An 18,191-nucleotide genomic window follows, 5' to 3' on the forward strand; every position below is an offset into this window, starting at 1 on the left:
CGATGAACTGAAGCAACCTGCTGTCGAAAACTGCGTAACCCTTTGTTTACCAAGGAGTTTTCCGTTTCGACTGCGCCGGAAGTGGGGCGAATTATAGGCTTCCAGAATCTGCCGTCAACCTCTAATTAGGCCTTTTTGGCAGAAGTGCCCTTTTTCGCCACTAAACGCGGGATTCGACGCGCCAGCGGCGGCAGCCTCAGCACTAACAGCAGCGCACCTATCGATGCATAGATCGCCCACTCCTTCAGATCGGCACGCACTATCCAGAGCATGTGCAGCAATCCAAGTATCAGAATCAGATAAGCCAGGCGATGCAGCTTCTTCCAGCGAACGCCCAAACGCCGCTGACTGTAGCGATTGGAAGTGCACGCCAACACCAGCAAACACAAAAAACCCAAGGCCCCGACAATGATGTACGGACGTTTACGCAACTCGACGCCAAGCTGTGACCAGTCAAACCCAAGGATGAATGCCAGATAGGCACTCAAATGCAGGACTACGTAAGCGAAACACCACAATCCCAGCTGCCGCCGCACAGCAATCCACCCCGCCCAACCCGTAAGCTTTTGCAGCGGCGTCATGCTCAATGTGATGAGCAACAGAACAAGAGTGCCCAATCCCAACCGGTCAACCAGCACCTTGCCGGGATCAGGACCCAGTACATCCTGCCAGGCCTGGTACAACCACAGCAGCGGCCACACCATTGCACAAACGAAAACCGCTGTACGCCAGAGCGGGTAGCGCATCAGTAGTTCTTCCGCAGATCGAGCCCTGCATATAAAGAAGCGACTTCGTCCGCATAGCCATTGAACATCAGCGTGTCGCGCACATTCGGCTTGAACAGGCCACTGGGCAATCGGCGCTCGCGGGCCTGGGTCCAGCGCGGATGGTCAACCGTAGGATTCACGTTCGCGTAAAAGCCGTATTCGTCGGAGGCAATGCTCTGCCAGGTGGTTTTAGGCTGCTCGCTCACCAGGCTTATCCGCACGATGGACTTGATGCTCTTGAACCCGTATTTCCATGGCACCACCAAACGCAGGGGCGCCCCGTTCTGGTTCGGCAACTCACGCCCGTACATCCCCACCGCCAGTATGGCCAGTGGATTCATTGCCTCGTCCAATCGCAGCCCTTCTACATAAGGCCAGTCGATCAAGGCGAACCCGGACTGCTGCCCTGGCATGTTCTTGGGATCCTGCAGGGTCTCGAAGCGGATGAATTTGGCTTTTGACGTGGGTTCTACCTGGCTGAGCAATGCCGAAATCGGAAAGCCGATCCATGGAATCACCATCGACCACGCCTCCACGCAACGCAGACGGTAAATGCGTTCTTCCAACTGATAAGGCTTCATGAAGTCTTCCAGCGCATACCGCCCAGGCCGGCCCACCTCCCCATCCACGACCACGGTCCAGGGTTCGGTCTTCAGTGCACCGGCGTTGGCAGCCGGGTCGCCTTTGTCTGCGCCAAACTCATAAAAGTTGTTGTAGTGCGTTGCGTCCTTGAACGGCGTGATCGCCTCATCCTTAACGTTGACGGCTCCCCACTGGGTGGCAGGAAGCTTTTCGGCAAACCAGGACGGTACGTTGCCAGGCTCGACATCCGGGTAACGCGCCGCCTCATCGGCCACAGCCCATCGAGGCAGGCTGGTCACGGCCAATGCGGCCACGGCAGCACCCAATACATTGCGTCGAGAAAGATAGAAGGATTCAGGCGTGACGTCCGACTCATGGCAGTCGGACGCTTTTGAGACTTTGATCAGCATGGCTACTCCGCAGCATTGGAGAACAGACGCACCAACAGACTGCGGAGTATGAGGGAAATTACATCACTCGGCGCTTTTGCGCCGACGAAGATGTAACAGGTATTGCACCGGACCGGATGCCGCGTAGGCGAGGAAAACCAGCAACAGGATACGCGGCGGGTCGCTGAACACCACCGCAAACACCAGCACCACGGCAAGGATCGCCACGAACGGCACGCGCCCTTTCAGGTCCAGCTCCTTGAAGCTGTTGTACTTGATGTTGCTGACCATCAGCATGCCGGCCGCCGCAACCATCAGCGCCACCAGGAAGGACATCTTCGATCCCTGGATACCGTAATCGCTGAACGCCCAGACAATCCCTGCCACCACGCCGGCGGCGGCTGGGCTGGCCAGACCGATGAAATAGCGTTTGTCGGCGGTACCGACCTGGGTATTGAAACGCGCCAGGCGCAACGCCGCGCCCGCAACATAGATGAAGGCGACCATCCAGCCGACCTTGCCCATGTCGCCCAAGGCCCAGCCAAAGGCGAGCAGTGCCGGCGCCACGCCAAAGGCGACCATGTCCGACAGCGAGTCGTACTCGGCACCAAAGGCGCTCTGGGTATTGGTCATGCGGGCAACGCGGCCGTCGAGGCCGTCGAGCACCATGGCCACGAAAATCGCGATGGCGGCAAAGGCGAAATACTTGCTCGCACCGATCGAGTCACCGGCGCTCAAGGCAGCCTGGGCACTCATCGAGTTGATGATGGAATAGAAACCGGCGAACAGGTTCGCAGTGGTAAACAGGTTCGGCAGAAGATAGATACCACGATGCCGGACTTTACGGCCTTCAGCGTCATGCCCTTCTTCGACATGTTCATCGATGGGCAGCAGGCTTTCGGCGTCAGAGGCCTGGTTTGGCTCTTCGGGACGTTCGCTCATGGACATTACCTTGCAACGGGGTGGAAAGTTTCGACAGGTGTCTGGGACGACGGTTCGACCGCAAACGATGCAGCTTTATACCAGAACCGGTCACCCAAACGAAAAAACGCGGCCTAAGCCGCGTTTTTCATACAAGGTTCGACTTAGTTCTTGGCTTTGTCGACGATCTTGTTGGCACCGATCCACGGCATCATGGAGCGCAGTTGCTCGCCGATGACTTCGATACCGTGCGCGGCGTTGTTACGACGCTTGGCGGTCATCGAAGGATAGCCGGTAGCGCCTTCGCTGATGAACATCTTGGCGTATTCGCCGTCCTGAATACGTTTCAGGGCGTTGCGCATGGCCTGACGGGATTCGGCGTTGATGACTTCCGGACCGGTCACGTACTCGCCGTACTCGGCGTTGTTGGAGATCGAGTAGTTCATGTTGGCGATACCGCCTTCGTACATGAGGTCAACGATCAGCTTCAGTTCGTGCAGGCACTCGAAGTAGGCCATTTCCGGCGCGTAGCCAGCTTCAACCAGGGTTTCGAAACCAGCTTTGACCAGTTCAACGGTACCGCCACACAGAACGGCTTGTTCGCCGAACAAGTCGGTTTCAGTCTCGTCCTTGAAGGTGGTTTCGATGATGCCGGTACGACCGCCACCAACACCAGCGGCGTAGGACAGTGCTACGTTTTTAGCGTTGCCCGAAGCGTCCTGGTAGATAGCGATCAGGTCAGGGATACCGCCGCCTTTGACGAACTCGGAACGTACGGTGTGGCCTGGTGCCTTCGGCGCGATCATGATCACGTCGAGGTCAGCGCGTGGCACAACCTGGTTGTAGTGGATCGCGAAGCCGTGGGAGAAGGCCAGGGTGGCGCCTTTCTTGATGTTCGGCTCGATTTCGTTCTTGTACAGGGAAGACTGGAACTCGTCCGGGGTCAGGATCATGACCAGGTCGGCAGCGGCAACGGCGGAAGCAACGTCGGTCACTTTCAGGCCGTGGGCTTCAGCCTTGGCAACGGTGGCCGAGCCTTTGCGCAGGCCAACAGTCACGTCAACACCGGAGTCTTTCAGGTTGCACGCTTGAGCGTGGCCCTGGGAACCGTAACCGATGATGGCAACTTTCTTGCCCTGGATGATCGACAGGTCGCAGTCTTTATCGTAGAAAACTTTCATGAATTTCCCCTCTATACAGGCCGTTCAGGCCATTCGCTAATTTGGTTTAGATGCTGAGTACTTTGTCGCCGCGGGCGATACCGGTGACGCCACTGCGGACGGTCTCCAGGATCGAAGCGGTGCCAATGGACTGGATGAAGCTGTCTAGCTTGTCGCTGGTACCGGTCAATTGAACGGTATACACGCTGGCACTGACATCGACGATCTGTCCACGGTAAATATCGGTGGTGCGCTTGATCTCGGCGCGCTGTGCGCCGGTGGCCTTGACCTTGACCAGCATCAGCTCGCGCTCGATGTGAGCACTTTCCGACAGGTCGACCAATTTGACCACTTCGATCAGCTTGTTCAGGTTCTTGGTGATCTGCTCGATGACTTCATCGTGCCCGACAGTGGTCAGCGTCAGACGCGACAGGGTCGGGTCTTCGGTCGGAGCCACGGTCAGGCTTTCGATGTTGTAGTTGCGCTGCGAGAACAGGCCGACTACACGAGACAAAGCGCCAGGTTCGTTTTCCAGAAGCAAGGAAATAATGTGCCGCATGATTAAGTACGCTCCGTCTTGCTCAGCCACATATCGCGCATGGAGCCGTCTTTGATCTGCATCGGGTAGACGTGCTCGCTGGTGTCGACCGAAATATCGATCACCACCAGGCGATCTTTCATGGCGAACGCCTCTTCCATCTTCGACTTCAAATCTTTCGAATCGGTGATACGCACGCCAACGTGGCCGTAGGCCTCTGCCAGCTTGACGAAATCAGGCAGCGATTCCATGTAGGAATGCGAATGGCGGCTGCCGTAGCTCATGTCCTGCCACTGGCGAACCATGCCCAGCACACCGTTGTTCAGGATGACGATTTTTACCGGCAGACCGTATTGCAGGCAGGTCGACAGTTCCTGAATGTTCATCTGGATGCTGCCCTCGCCCGTTACGCAGGCGACGTCGTCATCCGGGAAGCTCAACTTGATGCCCATGGCCGCCGGGAAACCGAAGCCCATGGTGCCCAGGCCACCGGAGTTGATCCAGCGGTTCGGCTTGTTGAACTTGTAGTACTGCGCCGCGAACATCTGGTGCTGACCCACGTCGGAAGCAACGAAGGCATCGCCCTTGGTCACTTCGCACAGGGTCTCGATCACCGCTTGCGGCTTGATGACACTGCCGTCGCCCTTGTCATAAGGGAACAGGCCACGATCACCGCGCCACTCGTCGATCTGCTTCCACCAACTGGCAACGGACTCCTTGTTCGGGGTCTCGCCGATTTCCTTGAGGATCGCGACCATTTCGGTCAGGACGCTCTCGACCGGACCCACGATAGGCACGTCGGCCTTGATGGTCTTGGAGATCGAAGCCGGATCGATGTCGATGTGAATGATCTTGGCGTTCGGGCAGAACTTCGATGCGCCGTTGATGACGCGGTCGTCGAAACGTGCGCCGACGGCCAGGATCACGTCAGCATGGTGCATCGCCAGGTTGGCGGTGTAGCTGCCGTGCATGCCCAGCATGCCGATGAACTGACGGTCGGTGCCAGGGAAACCGCCCAGGCCCATCAGGGTATTGGTCACTGGCAGGTTGAGCATTTTCGCCAGCTCGGTCAGCGGCGCGGAGCCGTTGCCCAGAATCACGCCACCGCCCGAGTACAGCACAGGACGCTTGGCCGCCAGGAGCATTTCTGCCGCCTTGCGGATTTGCCCCGAGTGGCCGCGAACGGCCGGGCTGTAGGAGCGCAGCTTGGCTTTTTTCGGGAAGACGTATTCGAACTTCTCGGCCGGGTTGGTCATGTCTTTCGGGATATCGACAACGACAGGACCAGGACGACCGGATTGCGCCAGGTAGAAGGCTTTCTTCATGACTTCCGGGATTTCCGACGCATGCTTGATCATGAAGCTGTGTTTCACGATCGGCCGGGAGATACCGATCATGTCGGTTTCCTGGAAGGCGTCGGTACCGACCATGGTGCTCGGCACCTGGCCGGAAATCACCACCATCGGAATGGAGTCCATGTAGGCCGTGGCGATACCGGTGATGGCGTTGGTTGCGCCCGGGCCGGAAGTCACCAGTACCACGCCGGCTTTACCGGTGGCACGGGCGTAGCCGTCAGCCATATGGGTCGCAGCCTGCTCGTGACGAACCAGGATGTGGGTCACTTCCGGCTCTTTGAACAGGGCATCGTAGACATGAAGAAGAGCACCACCCGGGTACCCGTAGATATATTTGACGCCTTCGTCACGCAAAAAGCGGACGAGCATCTCACCGCCAGATAAAAGCTCCACGTTGTTCACCTCTAAAACGCCAGAATACCGCCCACAAAAGGACGGGTCTTAATAGGTTTACTTCTCAGCAGAGCATGAGCGACGGTGGTCGCCGACTACGTCAGCACTGACTGAGCAAGTATTGGGATCGTCCCAAGTGTTGCGGGGCTTTCCCACCCAGCGCGAGGTAACGCGTTGCGGGTGTAACAGGTCGGCGCGGATGTGCGCCTCATGATCTGCCGAGTGGGTCTGCTTCTGGCAGTCCCTCTACAGCGGACTTTGGATTCTTCTGTTTCGTCCCCTGCAAGTCAAGTCGTCTATGCGGTTTATTCTACTAACCACATGAGAACGCAAGAAAAAACCTGTAAACCCCCTGTGTGTTAGCTTCAATTGCGCAACTTTTGACTAGGAATTGGCATGCGTACGCACTTCTTCATCGCCGGCCTGATGGCCGTCCTCAGCCCGCTGTCCATGGCCGCGCAGATTTACCAGTGGGTCGATGCCCAGGGCGTTACCCATTTCGATGCGCACCCGCCCACGGATCAGTCACGCACGACCATCGTCACGCCCGCCTCCCCCTCTGGCAAACCGGGCAACGCCCCGCACAGCGGCGCCATTGGCGACCAGCAGGCCATCGACAAGTCGGTCAAGAAGCAGGTGGCCGAGCAACAGAATCAGTTGAAGGCTTTCTGCGAACAGGCACGAACGAACCTGGCGCAGTTGCAGAATAATCCGCGTTTGAGAGAGGAAGTGGATGGCCAGATGCGGCGCCTGGATGACTCGCAACGCCAGGAGCGCATCGGCGAAACGCAAAAGCAGATTGCGGATAATTGCCGACGATGAGGGCGCAACACTCAATGGATCTGTTAAATGTTACACCGCCATCGCGAGCAAGCTTGCTCCTACAGGGGATGGCGTTCAGCGGGAGGCGGTGATCAGCTGATCGAATTCTTTGAGCAACACCTGCAGCTGACGATCCCGGCCCTGGACATTGCGTCCGGCAAAGACCATTTCCGCCATCTCCTGGATACCCGATGCATTTGGCAAGGGCAGATCCTGCTCGAGGATCATCTTCATGCGCGGCAGGAAGATCCATTGCAGCCACTGCTCGAAGTCCAGCGTGTCGACCGAAAACGGCTCAACGCTGGACAGCGCTTCAGCGGAGGGTGGAACCTCGTCCCACCACCCTTGCACGCGCAATTCACGCTCGATCAGCAGCAGCTGATCGGCGATTTTGAGAAAGCGTGCATCCATTACGACGTTACCTTGGCTTTCTGACGAGCCAGTGCCGCGCCCGAGGAATCGCCCTGCTTCTCACGCGCCTGGGCGATCAGCTCCCACAGGCTGGCCTGGAGTGCCGGACGCCCGTTGGCGAAGGTCAGGCCACGGCGGGCAAATTGCTCGGCCTGCGGCGCATCGCCCTGGGCCATGCGCACTTGCGCCAGGCGATAAAGCACTTGCGGTTCACGCGGGGCCACACGCTGGGCGCGTTCGAGGCTGGAAGAAGCACCATTGAGGTCGCCGCCGGCCTGTTGTTGCTGGGCGGTGGTCAACAGGGCCAGTACCGGACCGTCCAGCTGTTCGTCGGCGGACAGGCCACCGGAACTACTGGCCGACGGAATACCGCTTGGCGTCGACGGCATGCTGTAGCTGCCCTGATTCACCGGAGCGGACTGCACCGGCGAGGTGTCGATCGGGCCTGGCGTAATCGGCCCCGGGGTAATCGGCCCCGGCGTAATCGGCGAAGTGCTGATAGGTGCCGACGTCACCGCGCCACCACCCGGCACCATCACGACCACACCGGTATCACCCTGTGGAATCGCCTGGGTCTGGGATTGCACGGGACGCTTTACCGTCGTCTGCCGGTATCCGCCGTTCGCCGATACGCGCTCGCTATTGGAAACGCCGGTGCCGGAATCCACCACCGGAATCGAGCCGCGCTGTACCGTGGAGCAACCGCTGAGCAAAGCCACGGCGGTAACCGCTGGAATCAACCACTTGTTCACTTGAAACCCTCTTTGCTTAATTCATCCAGCCCTTGACCCAATCCATCACCGTTTCGCCGGAAGGGCTTTCGCCACCGCAAGCGGCACCGGGAGGCGGTTCGCTGCCGCGAATATACGGCATCTGCACGGCGCCCGGGCAACCGGCGTCGGAACCTTGTCCGGTGCGCGAATCGACCCAGGCCTGGACGATATTATCCGGCTGCGGCATGTCCAGCGGCAACGGGTCGGCCTTGCGCATGAAGCTGGTCCAGACCTGCAACGCGCCGGTTGCCCCCGTGAACGGGGTCTTGCCGTTATCGTCGCGCCCCAACCAGACCACCGCCAGCAAGTCCTGACTGAAGCCTGCGAACCAACTGTCTCGCGAGTCGTTACTGGTCCCGGTCTTGCCGGCCAGGGTCAGGGTCTTTGGCAAGACGTTGTAGACCGAGCTGCCGGTGCCTTCACGCATGACGCGCTGCATGGCGCTCTGGATCAGGTAGATCGACGCCGGGTCGAAACGCTGCTGGATCTGGAACGGATAGCGCTTGAGCGGCTCGCCCTCGGCCGTCAACACGCTGCGGATCCCGCGCATCGGCGTATTGAAACCACCGTTGGCGAGCGTCTGGTACATGGTCGCTACTTCGATCGGGGTCATGCCGCCGGCACCCAGCAACATCGACGGGAAGGCCGGGAACTCACGGCTGACACCCAGGCGCCCGAGGGTCTTGAGGACATTCGGCACGCCCACGGCCAGGCCCAGGCGCGCGGTGGACAAGTTGTAGGAGTGCGCCAGCCCTTGATATAGGAAAACCGTACCGTGGGAGCGGCGATCATAGTTCTGCGGTTTCCAGACCTGGCCGTCCGCGCCCTTGACCGAGAAGGACTCGTCCGACAGCCAGCTGGTCAATGTGTACTGGCTGGGTTTTTCCAACGCCGTCAGATAAACCGCCGGCTTGATCAGCGAGCCGATCGGCCGTACCGCGTCCAGTGCCCGGTTGAAGCCGGCAAAGCTGGCCTGGCGACTGCCGATCATCGCCTGCACCTCGCCGGTTTCCGGGTTGGTCACGACCATGGCCGCCTCGACATCATCCGAACCCTTGCGCCCGGACAGGCGCTTGAAGGTGTCGTTGACCGACGCTTCGGCTTTCATCTGCAGGATCGGATCGAAGCTGGTAAAGATCCGCAGCCCCTCCTCGGTCAAGTCTTCGTCGCGGTAGTCTTCACGCAGCTGGCGCTTGACCAGATCCAGGAAGCCGGGGAACGAGCTGTCCGCCAGGCTGCCGCGCTTGGTCACGCCCAACGGCATTTTCTTCGCCGCCTCGACCTGCTCGGCCGTGGCAACGCCCTGCTCCTGCAGCACATCGAGCACCAGGTTACGCCGCTCGAGCGCACGTTCCGGATACCGGCGCGGGTTATAGGAGGACGGCCCCTTGACCATGCCCACCAGCAAGGCCACCTGATGCAGCTTGAGCTCGGCCAATGGCTGGCTGAAGAAGAACTGGCTGGCCAGCCCGAAACCGTGCACCGCGCGTTGACCGTCCTGGCCGACAAACACTTCGTTGAGGTAAGCCTCGAGGATTTCACGCTTGTCGTAGTGCAGTTCGAGCAGCAGCGCCATCATCGCTTCAGTCAGTTTGCGGCTCAGGCTGCGCTCGTTGGTCAGGTAGAAGTTCTTGACCAGCTGTTGAGTCAGGGTACTGCCACCCTGGCGCATGCGGCCCGACGAACCGTTGACCCAGATCGCACGGGCGATCGACTTCGGCGAGACACCAAAGTGGTGATAGAAATCACGGTCCTCGACAGCGACCAGGGTATCGAGCAGATATGGCGGCACCTGGTCGATCTTGATCAGGATCCGGTCTTCGAGGTTTTTCGGGTACAGGCCGCCGATCAGCAGCGGCTCCAGACGGACCACCGACAACTTCGCGCCCTTGGTCGACGACAGTTCGGCGACGTAATCACCCGAGAAGCGCACACGCACCGGCTGCGCCTGCTCCATGCCTTCATAGAACTGGAAGCCACGGGTATTCAGATCGACGGTATTGCCGTTGACCGACGCCGCGCCCGGACCGTTGGCCACGCTTTCACGGCGATAGCCCAAGGCATCGAGCTCGGTGAGAAAATCGTCCCGGCTCAGCTTTTGTCCGACGAACAGCTCGAGCGGACGCGCGTAGACCTTGGCCGGAATGGTCCAGCGCTTGCCGGAGAACTTATCCTGCACGATGGCATCGAGGTAAACGGCGAACCCGGCCAGCACCACAAGGCCGACCAGGCTGAGTTTAAGGGCCCAGCCCAGCCAGGGCCGCAGGCCTCTGGAGGGTGGTTTCTTTGGAGTACGGGGGGATCGAGTACGAGTCATGGCGGCGGATTATACGCACTTTATTCATACTCAACAGGAGGCCCGCGAGTTTGCGTTAGGCTGGCTAGACGCCATAATGACGACCTGAATTTTTTCCGACTCTTAAGGATCGCCTGTGAGCCAGTCCCTGATCGCCGCCCTGCAAAACAAGGCCCTCTACCCGCATCCTGTAGATGGATTCAAGGTCATCGAGACCCACATTTCCTGGGTCGTGCTTACCGGCCCCTTTGCTTATAAAGTGAAGAAGCCGATGAACTTCGGCTTCCTCGACTTCACCACCCTTGAGGCTCGGGAGCATTTCTGCACTGAAGAGCTGCGCCTGAACCAGCGCCTGACCCAGGATCTTTATCTCGAAGTGTTACCGATCACCGGCAGCGCCGAAGCGCCGCAACTGGGCGGCGAGGGTCCGGCCATCGAGTACGCACTGAAAATGCGCCAGTTTGCCCAGGACGGCTTGCTCAGCACGCTGCAAGCCAACGGCGAATTGACCCCAGCGCACATCGACCAGATGGCTGACCAGATCGCCCGCTTCCACCTTGAAGCACCGCGAGTGCCGGCAGAACACGAAGCCGGGACCCCGGACAGTGTCATGGCCCCTGTGCGACAAAACTTCGAGCAGATTCGCCCCTTCCTCAGCGACAAGGCCGACCTGCTGCAACTGGACGCCCTGCAGGCCTGGGCCGATAGCAGCTTCGAACGCCTCAAGCCACTGTTCACCCAGCGCAAGGCCGAGGGTTTCATTCGCGAATGCCACGGTGATATCCACTTGGGCAACGCCACGGTGATCGACGGCCAGGTCGTGATCTTCGACTGCATCGAATTCAACGAACCGTTCCGCTTCACCGACGTGTACGCCGACACCGCCTTCCTGGCAATGGACCTGGAAGACCGCGGCCTGAAGTGCCTGGCGCGTCGATTCATCAGCCAATACCTGGAGCTGACCGGCGATTACCAGGGCCTGGAACTGCTGAACTTCTATAAAGCCTACCGCGCACTGGTTCGCGCCAAGGTCAGCCTGTTCAGCATGCCGGCCGAGGCGACCCCGGTACAGCGCGCCACCACACTGCGCCAGTACCGCAACTACGCGAACCTGGCGGAAAGCTACAGCACCATCCCTTCGCGCTTCATGGCCATTACCCACGGTGTGTCCGCCGTTGGCAAAAGCCACGTAGCCATGCGCCTGGTGGAAGCACTGGGGGCTATTCGCCTGCGCTCCGACGTGGAGCGTAAGCGGCTGTTCGGCGAGCAAACCGTCGCCAATGACCTGCAGGCCGGCATTTACAGTGCTGATGCCAGCGCCGCAACCTACCAGCGCCTGCACGAAATTGCCGAGGTGATCCTGCACGCCGGGTTCCCGGTGGTGATCGATGCCACTTACCTCAAGCATGCGCAGCGCGACAGCGCGGCGAAAGTGGCCGAAGCCACCGGCGCACCGTTCCTGATCCTTGACTGCAATGCTCCACAAGCGGTGATCGAGAGCTGGCTGGCCCTGCGCCAGGCCGACAAGAAGGACCCGTCCGACGCCACCCTGGCCGTGATCGAAGCCCAGCAAGCCAGTCGTGAAGCGTTGACGCCCGCAGAAATCCTCTGCAGCAAACGCGTGCAGACCAACGAAAGCGGAACCCTCGACACGGTGGTGGAACAGATTCGCCAGCGCCTGCCAGGACTATAGGCAGGCCATTCAGCCGCGAAGCCTGCCCCGGCTTCGCGGCTATTAAATAGTGGCACTACACTGGCGGCATGAATCCAACAGGTGACGCACCATGAGCCAGCCGAAACTGCTTGATACTTCGCTTTATGCCCTGCTGCACAAAGACGACATCGCGGGCTTCAATAAAGAGCGCCCCGAGCAAGGGCCTATCGACATGGTCGGTGGTGATTTCCGTGGCCTCGACCTGCGCGAGCTGAATGCCGACGGCATCGACTTCACCGACGCCTATTTCCGCTCCGCCGATTTGCGCGGCATCGATTTTCGCAACGCTTCGCTTGAAGGTGCGAGCCTCGCCCACGCACAGATTTCCGGTGCCTACTTTCCGGTGGAACTGAGCGCCGACGAAATCCTGATGTCGATGAACTTCGGTACGCGCTTGCGTTATCGCACCCGCTGATCACCAGCCTGAATTGACAAGTCCAGCGCCCTCGCTTCGCGCTTGACTGTAGCCTGCGCTGCCTGAAAATCCACCGATTTCACTCCCTTTCCCCTCCTCTTCGATGCTTTTCGAAACACGGATACCCTAAGGCGCTTAGAAGCTTTTGCGTCAAAAATGAGCAAACAATCACGATTTCCCTACTGATGGCTACACTCCTCAGAAGCTTGCCCACGCACCATTCGGCCATCGCAAGGAGGCTTGATGAATGATGAACTGCAACACCTGAAGAATCTTGGCAAGACGTCGGCGCAGTGGCTGCATGCCGTGGGCATCCACAGCGCCTCGGACTTGCGTCGCCTGGGGGCGGTGGATGCCTATCGGGCCGTGCGCACGCGCGGGTTTCGGGCGTCCAAGGTGTTGTTGTATGCAATCGAAGGCGCGTTGATGGACGTACACTGGAACGACATTCCCGCCGAACGCAAGGAAGCCTTGAACAAGCAACTCGACGCCATCTCGTCACGCCACAAGAATTGAACGAGTACCGCTCGCCATGTACTTACTTGGGGAACAACCGGCTTACGCCGAAACACTGATCCATCGACTGCAAAACATTCCCGCCCGACTGTTGCAGGGTTTGGCACCGAGTGGGCCCGCCGTCGAGTTTCCCGCCATCGACGACCTCGCCGCCGCGCTGCCCAGCGACCAACTGTTCATGCTGGATAACGGCCAGCTGCACGGCTGTATCGATGATCGCGCGCTGTTTTATCTGCGCCAGGGCGACCTGATCGGCCTGCGTCAGGACGCTGGACTGCCGCGCTGTCGCTTGTGCAGCACGACGCCCCTGGCGCTGACGCCCTACCTTCGATCGCAGGTGTTCCAGCACATCTACGCCGACCCGACCCGCTCAGAGCTGTTCCTGCAATACATGGCGGGCCAGACGGCCCTGCTGTCCGATGCCGTGGCGCGCCTCAAGCAACCGGAATTTCGCGCCACCAACGGCTTTCGGCGCGTCGCCAGCGGCGAAACGCTGATCCATCAGGGCGATGAGGCGGACCATGTGTTCGTGATCATCGAGGGTCACGCGCAAGCGTTTGTCGATGGATTCAAAGTGGGCGATGTGCCCAAGGACGAGATCTTCGGTGCCATGGCGGTGTTTACCGGTGAAAAACGCAGCGCCACGGTCATCGCCAGCGAACCGAGCACCATCATGCGCATTCCCAAAGACCAGTTCTTGAGCCTCACCCAGAGCAATCCGAAGATTGCCAGCTGCCTGATCGAGAGCATGGCCCGCCGTATCGACTTGCTGAATAAACAGGTTACACAACTGATGGCACTGAAAACGACAGGCAGAACTCAATGAATACAAGGACTTGGAACGATCGTGCGACAGGAATCGAATAAATGGGAAATCACTTGTTGACTTGGTAATGAGAATCGATATGATTATCACAACTGGTCGCGAGACTGGTCGATCTTCTGAAAAGCCCTTGGTTCGGACTCTCAGATTATCTCCTCATCAGGCTAATCACGGTTATTTGACCCGGCTCTTGCCGGGTCTTTTTTTGCCTGTGGAAAAGTCATCCGGCGCTGCGCCAAGTATCCTTAGCACCTGAGACCTGCTCGCACCGGGCAATTCAGCCATTTGAGGATCAGCATGAAATTTGTGTGTACCGGCATCGAGCTAGCCGATGCCAGCAGCCGTGGTTTCGTCATCGACGGCCAGAAGCTGTTCGCCGTGCGCCGGGGTGGCCAGGTCTACGTCTATATCAACCGCTGCCCGCATCGCGGGGTCGGACTCGAATGGACCCCCGACCAGTTTCTCGACCCCAGCAACAGCCTGATCCAGTGCGCCACCCATGGTGCCCTGTTCCTGATCGAGGACGGCGAATGCGTCGCCGGCCCTTGCGCTGGGCAATCGCTGACCCCTGTCGATTGCCGTGAAGACGCGCAGGGCATCTGGGTCAGCCTCTAATCGCCGAGCAACACGTCCAGACGCCGGTCCACCACCATCTCCTCATGGCTCAGGCTTACGCCGTAGGCCAGCACTTCAACCCCGCACGCTACGGCCTCGCGCAAGGCCTGGGCGTAGGCCGGATCGATTTCTTCAGCGGGTCGCACGGCCTCGATGCCAGTGAGATTGACGCAATACAACTGCACCGCGCGAATCCCGTCCCGGGCCAGGTGAGCCAATTCACGCAAATGCTTGGCGCCGCGCAGGGTTACCGCATCGGGAAATGCCGCCACCGGCGTGCCGTCATAGCCCAGGGTGACGCTTTTGACTTCCACATACGCCGGCCCGCTTGGGTAATCGAGGCGGAAATCGATGCGGCTGCTTTCCTGACCGTAGGCGACTTCGCGTTTCAGCTCGGTGAAGCCGTTCAACTCACTGATCACGCCCGACCGCAAAGCCTCTTCGACCAGGCCGTTGGCCCGCCCGGTATTCACGCAGAACAGGCGCCCTTGCGGGGTCTCGCCAACTTCCCAGGTGCCAGGCAACTTGCGCTTGGGATCATTGGAGCGACTGAACCAGACCTGCCCGCCTTCGACCTGGCAATTGAGCATCGAGCCCGTGTTCGGGCAGTGAATGGTCAGCAACTCGCCATTGACGGTCTCGATATCGGCGAGAAAACGCTTGTAGCGGCGAATCAGCCGCCCTTCTTCAAGAGGAGGATGAAAACGCATCAGCCTTGCCAGCTCCGCAAGCCACGACCGATACGCTCAACTGCTTCCTGCAAGCGCTCGAGGTTTTGCGTGTAGGCAAACCGCACGTGGTGCCCGGCCTGATACCGGCCAAAGTCCAGCCCCGGGGTAATCGCGACATGTTCGGTTTCGAGGAAATGACGGCAGAACGCGAAGGCATCACCGCCGAACTTGCTGATATCGGCGTACAAGTAGAACGCGCCTTCCGGTTCGACGGCGATGCCGAAACCGAGATCTCTCAGGGCTGGCAGGAGGAAATCCCGACGACGACCGAATTCGGCGCGACGCTCTTCCAGAATCGCAATGGTGGCAGGCTCGAAACAGGCCAACGCCGCGTGCTGGGCCATGCTTGGCGCGCTGATGTAGAGGTTTTGCGCGAGTTTTTCCAACTCGCCCACCGCCGCCTCCGGCGCGACCAGCCAGCCGAGCCGCCAGCCGGTCATGCCGAAATACTTGGAAAAACTATTCAGGACAAAGGCACTGTCATCGACTTCCAGCACACTGGCCGCATCGGTGCCGTAAGTCAGGCCATGGTAGATCTCGTCCACCACCAGGTGGCCGTGGCGCTGCTTGATGGCCTGGGACAGACCCGCCAGTTCATCGCGGGTGAGGATGGTGCCGGTCGGGTTGGCCGGGGAAGCCACCAGCGCGCCCACGCTGTCGTGATCCCAATGCCGGGCGATCAGGTCCGGCGTCAGCTGATATCGCACGTCGGGCCCAACCGGGACCAGCTGCGCGGCGCCTTCCACCAGCCGCAGGAAATGCCGGTTGCACGGGTAACCCGGGTCGGCCAGCAGCCAATGCTTGCCCGGATCGACCAGCAGGGCACTGGCCAGCAGCAACGCACCGGAACCGCCGGGGGTGATGAGGATGCGGCGCGGATCGATGTCCAAGCCATAACGTTGCTGATAAAAGCCCGAAATGGCCTCACGCAGCTCTGGAATGCCGCGGGCGGCGGTGTAGCGCGTCTTGCCCCCTTCCAGTGCGGCCTGTCCGGCACGGATGATCGGCTCGGCGGTGGTGAAGTCCGGTTCGCCGATTTCCAGGTGGATCACATCGTGACCGGCAGCCTGCAATTCATTGGCCCGCGCCAGCAGCGCCATGACATGAAATGGTTCGATCGCGCGACTGCGGGCACTGTAGGACTGAGCCATTGGCCTTCCTTCAAACAGGGAAAAGAATCGATTCTACCCAAGCGCAGGAACGAGCGAGAACCTAAAGCGGTCAGAGGCCATATGACCCAGGCCACAAACGAGCTGAGCGAGTGCCCCAGGTTTGACTAAAATCATTAATTGAGCAGGGCTCCAGAGCCACCAGGCAACACTTTGCCAGCATTTGCCAGCACCGCGGGCTGCGCCCTCGACATCCGGGAGTAGCGCGGTCTGATTTGATCTGGTAAGTTCGCCCGCTTGCAGCCGCAGGGCCGGCAGGTGCCGGTGATGGAGCAATCCTGCGCAGATGGATTACAAGAGTAGAGGCGGTCTATTTCATGTCCACCCAAGCAAAGCAACAAGCGAATCAGACGATCAGCGGCTTCGAGCCCTATGTTCAGAAAGCTGGCGAAGAGTACATGGGCGAGCCCATGCGCAAGCACTTCACCAAGGTTCTGAATCAGTGGAAAAAAGAGCTGATGGAAGGTGTCGACAAGACTGTGGACCACATGAAGGACGAAGCAGCCAACTTCCCGGACCCGGCAGACCGTGCCAGCCAGGAAGAAGAGTTCGCTCTCGAGCTTCGAGCCCGCGATCGTGAGCGCAAGTTGATCAAGAAGATCGACAAGACGCTTCAACTGATCGAAGACGAAGAGTACGGCTGGTGTGAATCCTGCGGCATCGAGATTGGCGTCAAGCGTCTTGAGGCTCGCCCTACAGCTGACTTGTGCATCGACTGCAAGACACTGGCGGAAATCAAGGAAAAGCAAGTCGGCAAATAATTGCGACTTGAACGAAGAACGGAGCGTGCGAACGCTCCGTTTTTGTTTCTGATGTTTTTTTGGCTTTAATTGCATTCATGACCGCCATCACCTCCCCCAGCTACATCGGGCGCTTCGCCCCGACGCCCAGTGGCCATTTGCATTTTGGTTCGCTGGTCGCCGCATTGGCCTCCTACCTCGACGCCCGCTCGGTGGGTGGCCGCTGGCTGATGCGCATGGAAGACCTCGACCCGCCCCGGGAAGAACCCGGCGCCCAGGCGGCAATCCTCAAGGCCCTGGAGAGCTACGGTTTCGAGTGGGATGGCGAGATGGTCCGCCAGAGCGACCGCCACGAAGCCTACGCCGAAGTGCTCAATCGCCTGTTCAGCCAGGGCCTGGCCTACGCCTGCACCTGTTCGCGCAAACAGCTGGAGCCCTACGACGGCATCTATCCGGGACTGTGCCGCAATGCCGGACACCGCACTGAAGACGCCGCCATTCGCATTCGCGTGCCCGAACTGGACTACCACTTCATCGATCGGGTGCAAGGCGAGTTCCACCAGCACCTGGGCCGGGATGTCGGCGATTTCGTGATTCGCCGCCGCGATGGCCTCTACGCCTATCAACTGGCGGTGGTGCTGGACGATGCCTGGCAAGGCATCACCGACATCGTCCGCGGTGCCGACCTGCTCGACTCGACGCCACGCCAGCTCTACCTGCAGGAGCTGCTCGGCCTGCGCCAGCCGCGCTACCTGCACATTCCGCTGATTACCCAGCCTGATGGCAACAAGCTGGGCAAGTCCTACCGCTCGCCGCCCTTGAGCGAAGACCAGGCCACCCCCTTGTTGCTGCGAGCCCTGCGCGCATTGGGCCAGTGCCCCGGAGCCGAACTGGCTTACGCCACGCCACGGGAAGTGCTGGGCTGGGGCATTGCCCACTGGGACGCCCTGTTGATCCCGCGCACACTGAGCCTGCCCGAGGCGCAGCTACAGTGATCGTACTTGCAGTGGCGCGCCCATCCGTTACCATCGCCGCACCTTTTCGGGCACGCGCATAAAAAA

Annotated in this window: 19 protein-coding genes; 8 read left to right on the forward strand and 11 right to left on the reverse strand. The window is 59.8% G+C overall.

Translation table 11 applies throughout. The features are described 5' to 3' along the window. Nucleotides 1–125: 125 nt before the first annotated feature. From msrQ to ACYP2Q_RS19890, 6 genes are all read right to left on the reverse strand, one after another. The gene (gene msrQ, locus ACYP2Q_RS19865; protein WP_459732099.1) at nucleotides 126–746 is read right to left on the reverse strand and encodes a protein-methionine-sulfoxide reductase heme-binding subunit MsrQ; all 621 of its coding nucleotides are present in this window, start codon (nucleotides 744–746) and stop codon (nucleotides 126–128) included. Further along, nucleotides 746–1,759 (reverse strand): protein-methionine-sulfoxide reductase catalytic subunit MsrP, encoded by a 1,014-nt coding sequence (gene msrP / locus ACYP2Q_RS19870; protein ID WP_459732100.1) that lies wholly within the window; start codon nucleotides 1,757–1,759, stop codon nucleotides 746–748. The genes msrQ and msrP overlap by 1 nt, the downstream gene beginning before the upstream one ends. A gap of 63 nt (nucleotides 1,760–1,822) precedes the next feature. Further along, entirely contained in the window at nucleotides 1,823–2,680 is an 858-nt protein-coding gene (gene pssA, locus ACYP2Q_RS19875) for a CDP-diacylglycerol--serine O-phosphatidyltransferase (RefSeq protein WP_459732102.1), read from the reverse strand. A gap of 143 nt (nucleotides 2,681–2,823) precedes the next feature. Next, nucleotides 2,824–3,840: a ketol-acid reductoisomerase gene (gene ilvC, locus ACYP2Q_RS19880; RefSeq protein ID WP_007909969.1), complete on the reverse strand. Its 1,017-nt coding sequence runs from the start codon at nucleotides 3,838–3,840 to the stop codon at nucleotides 2,824–2,826. A gap of 46 nt (nucleotides 3,841–3,886) precedes the next feature. Beyond that, nucleotides 3,887–4,378: an acetolactate synthase small subunit gene (ilvN, locus tag ACYP2Q_RS19885; protein ID WP_003176102.1), complete on the reverse strand. Its 492-nt coding sequence runs from the start codon at nucleotides 4,376–4,378 to the stop codon at nucleotides 3,887–3,889. Between the two features lie 2 nt (nucleotides 4,379–4,380). Then, nucleotides 4,381–6,105: an acetolactate synthase 3 large subunit gene (locus ACYP2Q_RS19890; protein WP_459732103.1), complete on the reverse strand. Its 1,725-nt coding sequence runs from the start codon at nucleotides 6,103–6,105 to the stop codon at nucleotides 4,381–4,383. 396 nt (nucleotides 6,106–6,501) lie between these two features. Between ACYP2Q_RS19890 and ACYP2Q_RS19895 the strand changes: the two genes are divergently transcribed. Further along, on the forward strand, nucleotides 6,502–6,927 hold the full coding sequence (locus ACYP2Q_RS19895) for a DUF4124 domain-containing protein (protein WP_459732104.1): 426 nt from the start codon (nucleotides 6,502–6,504) through the stop codon (nucleotides 6,925–6,927). Between the two features lie 75 nt (nucleotides 6,928–7,002). On the opposite strand, the gene ACYP2Q_RS19900 is transcribed toward ACYP2Q_RS19895, so the two are convergent. From ACYP2Q_RS19900 to mrcB, 3 genes are read right to left on the reverse strand one after another with little or no spacing between them, the layout of a single operon-like run. Next, nucleotides 7,003–7,338 (reverse strand): YqcC family protein, encoded by a 336-nt coding sequence (locus ACYP2Q_RS19900; protein ID WP_154910693.1) that lies wholly within the window; start codon nucleotides 7,336–7,338, stop codon nucleotides 7,003–7,005. Further along, on the reverse strand, nucleotides 7,338–8,090 hold the full coding sequence (locus ACYP2Q_RS19905; RefSeq protein ID WP_459732105.1) for a tetratricopeptide repeat protein: 753 nt from the start codon (nucleotides 8,088–8,090) through the stop codon (nucleotides 7,338–7,340). The genes ACYP2Q_RS19900 and ACYP2Q_RS19905 overlap by 1 nt, the downstream gene beginning before the upstream one ends. A 16-nt stretch (nucleotides 8,091–8,106) precedes the next feature. Then, nucleotides 8,107–10,428 carry a penicillin-binding protein 1B gene (mrcB, locus tag ACYP2Q_RS19910; RefSeq protein WP_459732106.1) on the reverse strand — a complete coding sequence of 774 codons (2,322 nt, stop codon included), beginning with the start codon at nucleotides 10,426–10,428 and terminating at the stop codon, nucleotides 8,107–8,109. 115 nt (nucleotides 10,429–10,543) lie between these two features. Between mrcB and ACYP2Q_RS19915 the strand changes: the two genes are divergently transcribed. From ACYP2Q_RS19915 to ACYP2Q_RS19935, 5 genes are all read left to right on the forward strand, one after another. After that, nucleotides 10,544–12,100, forward strand: coding sequence for a bifunctional aminoglycoside phosphotransferase/ATP-binding protein (locus ACYP2Q_RS19915; protein ID WP_459732107.1), 1,557 nt, complete (start codon nucleotides 10,544–10,546; stop codon nucleotides 12,098–12,100). A gap of 91 nt (nucleotides 12,101–12,191) precedes the next feature. After that, a complete protein-coding gene (locus ACYP2Q_RS19920) occupies nucleotides 12,192–12,536 on the forward strand; it encodes a pentapeptide repeat-containing protein (protein WP_459732108.1) in 345 nt (114 codons plus the stop codon). 243 nt (nucleotides 12,537–12,779) lie between these two features. Next, nucleotides 12,780–13,052, forward strand: a complete 273-nt coding sequence (locus ACYP2Q_RS19925; protein ID WP_009050884.1) for a TfoX/Sxy family protein — start codon at nucleotides 12,780–12,782, stop codon at nucleotides 13,050–13,052. A 16-nt stretch (nucleotides 13,053–13,068) separates the two neighbouring features. Next, nucleotides 13,069–13,878 carry a Crp/Fnr family transcriptional regulator gene (locus ACYP2Q_RS19930; protein WP_459732109.1) on the forward strand — a complete coding sequence of 270 codons (810 nt, stop codon included), beginning with the start codon at nucleotides 13,069–13,071 and terminating at the stop codon, nucleotides 13,876–13,878. Between the two features lie 294 nt (nucleotides 13,879–14,172). Continuing rightward, entirely contained in the window at nucleotides 14,173–14,490 is a 318-nt protein-coding gene (locus ACYP2Q_RS19935) for a Rieske (2Fe-2S) protein (protein WP_459732110.1), read from the forward strand. Here the strand turns inward: ACYP2Q_RS19935 and sfsA are convergent. Next, on the reverse strand, nucleotides 14,487–15,200 hold the full coding sequence (gene sfsA, locus ACYP2Q_RS19940; protein ID WP_459732111.1) for a DNA/RNA nuclease SfsA: 714 nt from the start codon (nucleotides 15,198–15,200) through the stop codon (nucleotides 14,487–14,489). The genes ACYP2Q_RS19935 and sfsA overlap by 4 nt on opposite strands. Continuing rightward, the gene (locus tag ACYP2Q_RS19945; protein WP_459732112.1) at nucleotides 15,200–16,372 is read right to left on the reverse strand and encodes a pyridoxal phosphate-dependent aminotransferase; all 1,173 of its coding nucleotides are present in this window, start codon (nucleotides 16,370–16,372) and stop codon (nucleotides 15,200–15,202) included. Before ACYP2Q_RS19945 ends, sfsA begins: the two co-directional genes overlap by 1 nt. A 335-nt stretch (nucleotides 16,373–16,707) precedes the next feature. On the opposite strand from ACYP2Q_RS19945, the gene dksA reads away from it, so the two are divergent. Further along, nucleotides 16,708–17,151, forward strand: coding sequence for an RNA polymerase-binding protein DksA (dksA, locus tag ACYP2Q_RS19950; RefSeq protein ID WP_046815673.1), 444 nt, complete (start codon nucleotides 16,708–16,710; stop codon nucleotides 17,149–17,151). Nucleotides 17,152–17,228: 77 nt separating this feature from the next. Continuing rightward, nucleotides 17,229–18,125, forward strand: a complete 897-nt coding sequence (gene gluQRS, locus ACYP2Q_RS19955; protein ID WP_459732113.1) for a tRNA glutamyl-Q(34) synthetase GluQRS — start codon at nucleotides 17,229–17,231, stop codon at nucleotides 18,123–18,125. Nucleotides 18,126–18,191: the final 66 nt, after the last annotated feature.

The sequence above is a fragment of the Pseudomonas sp. MHK4 genome, assembly GCF_054600775.1.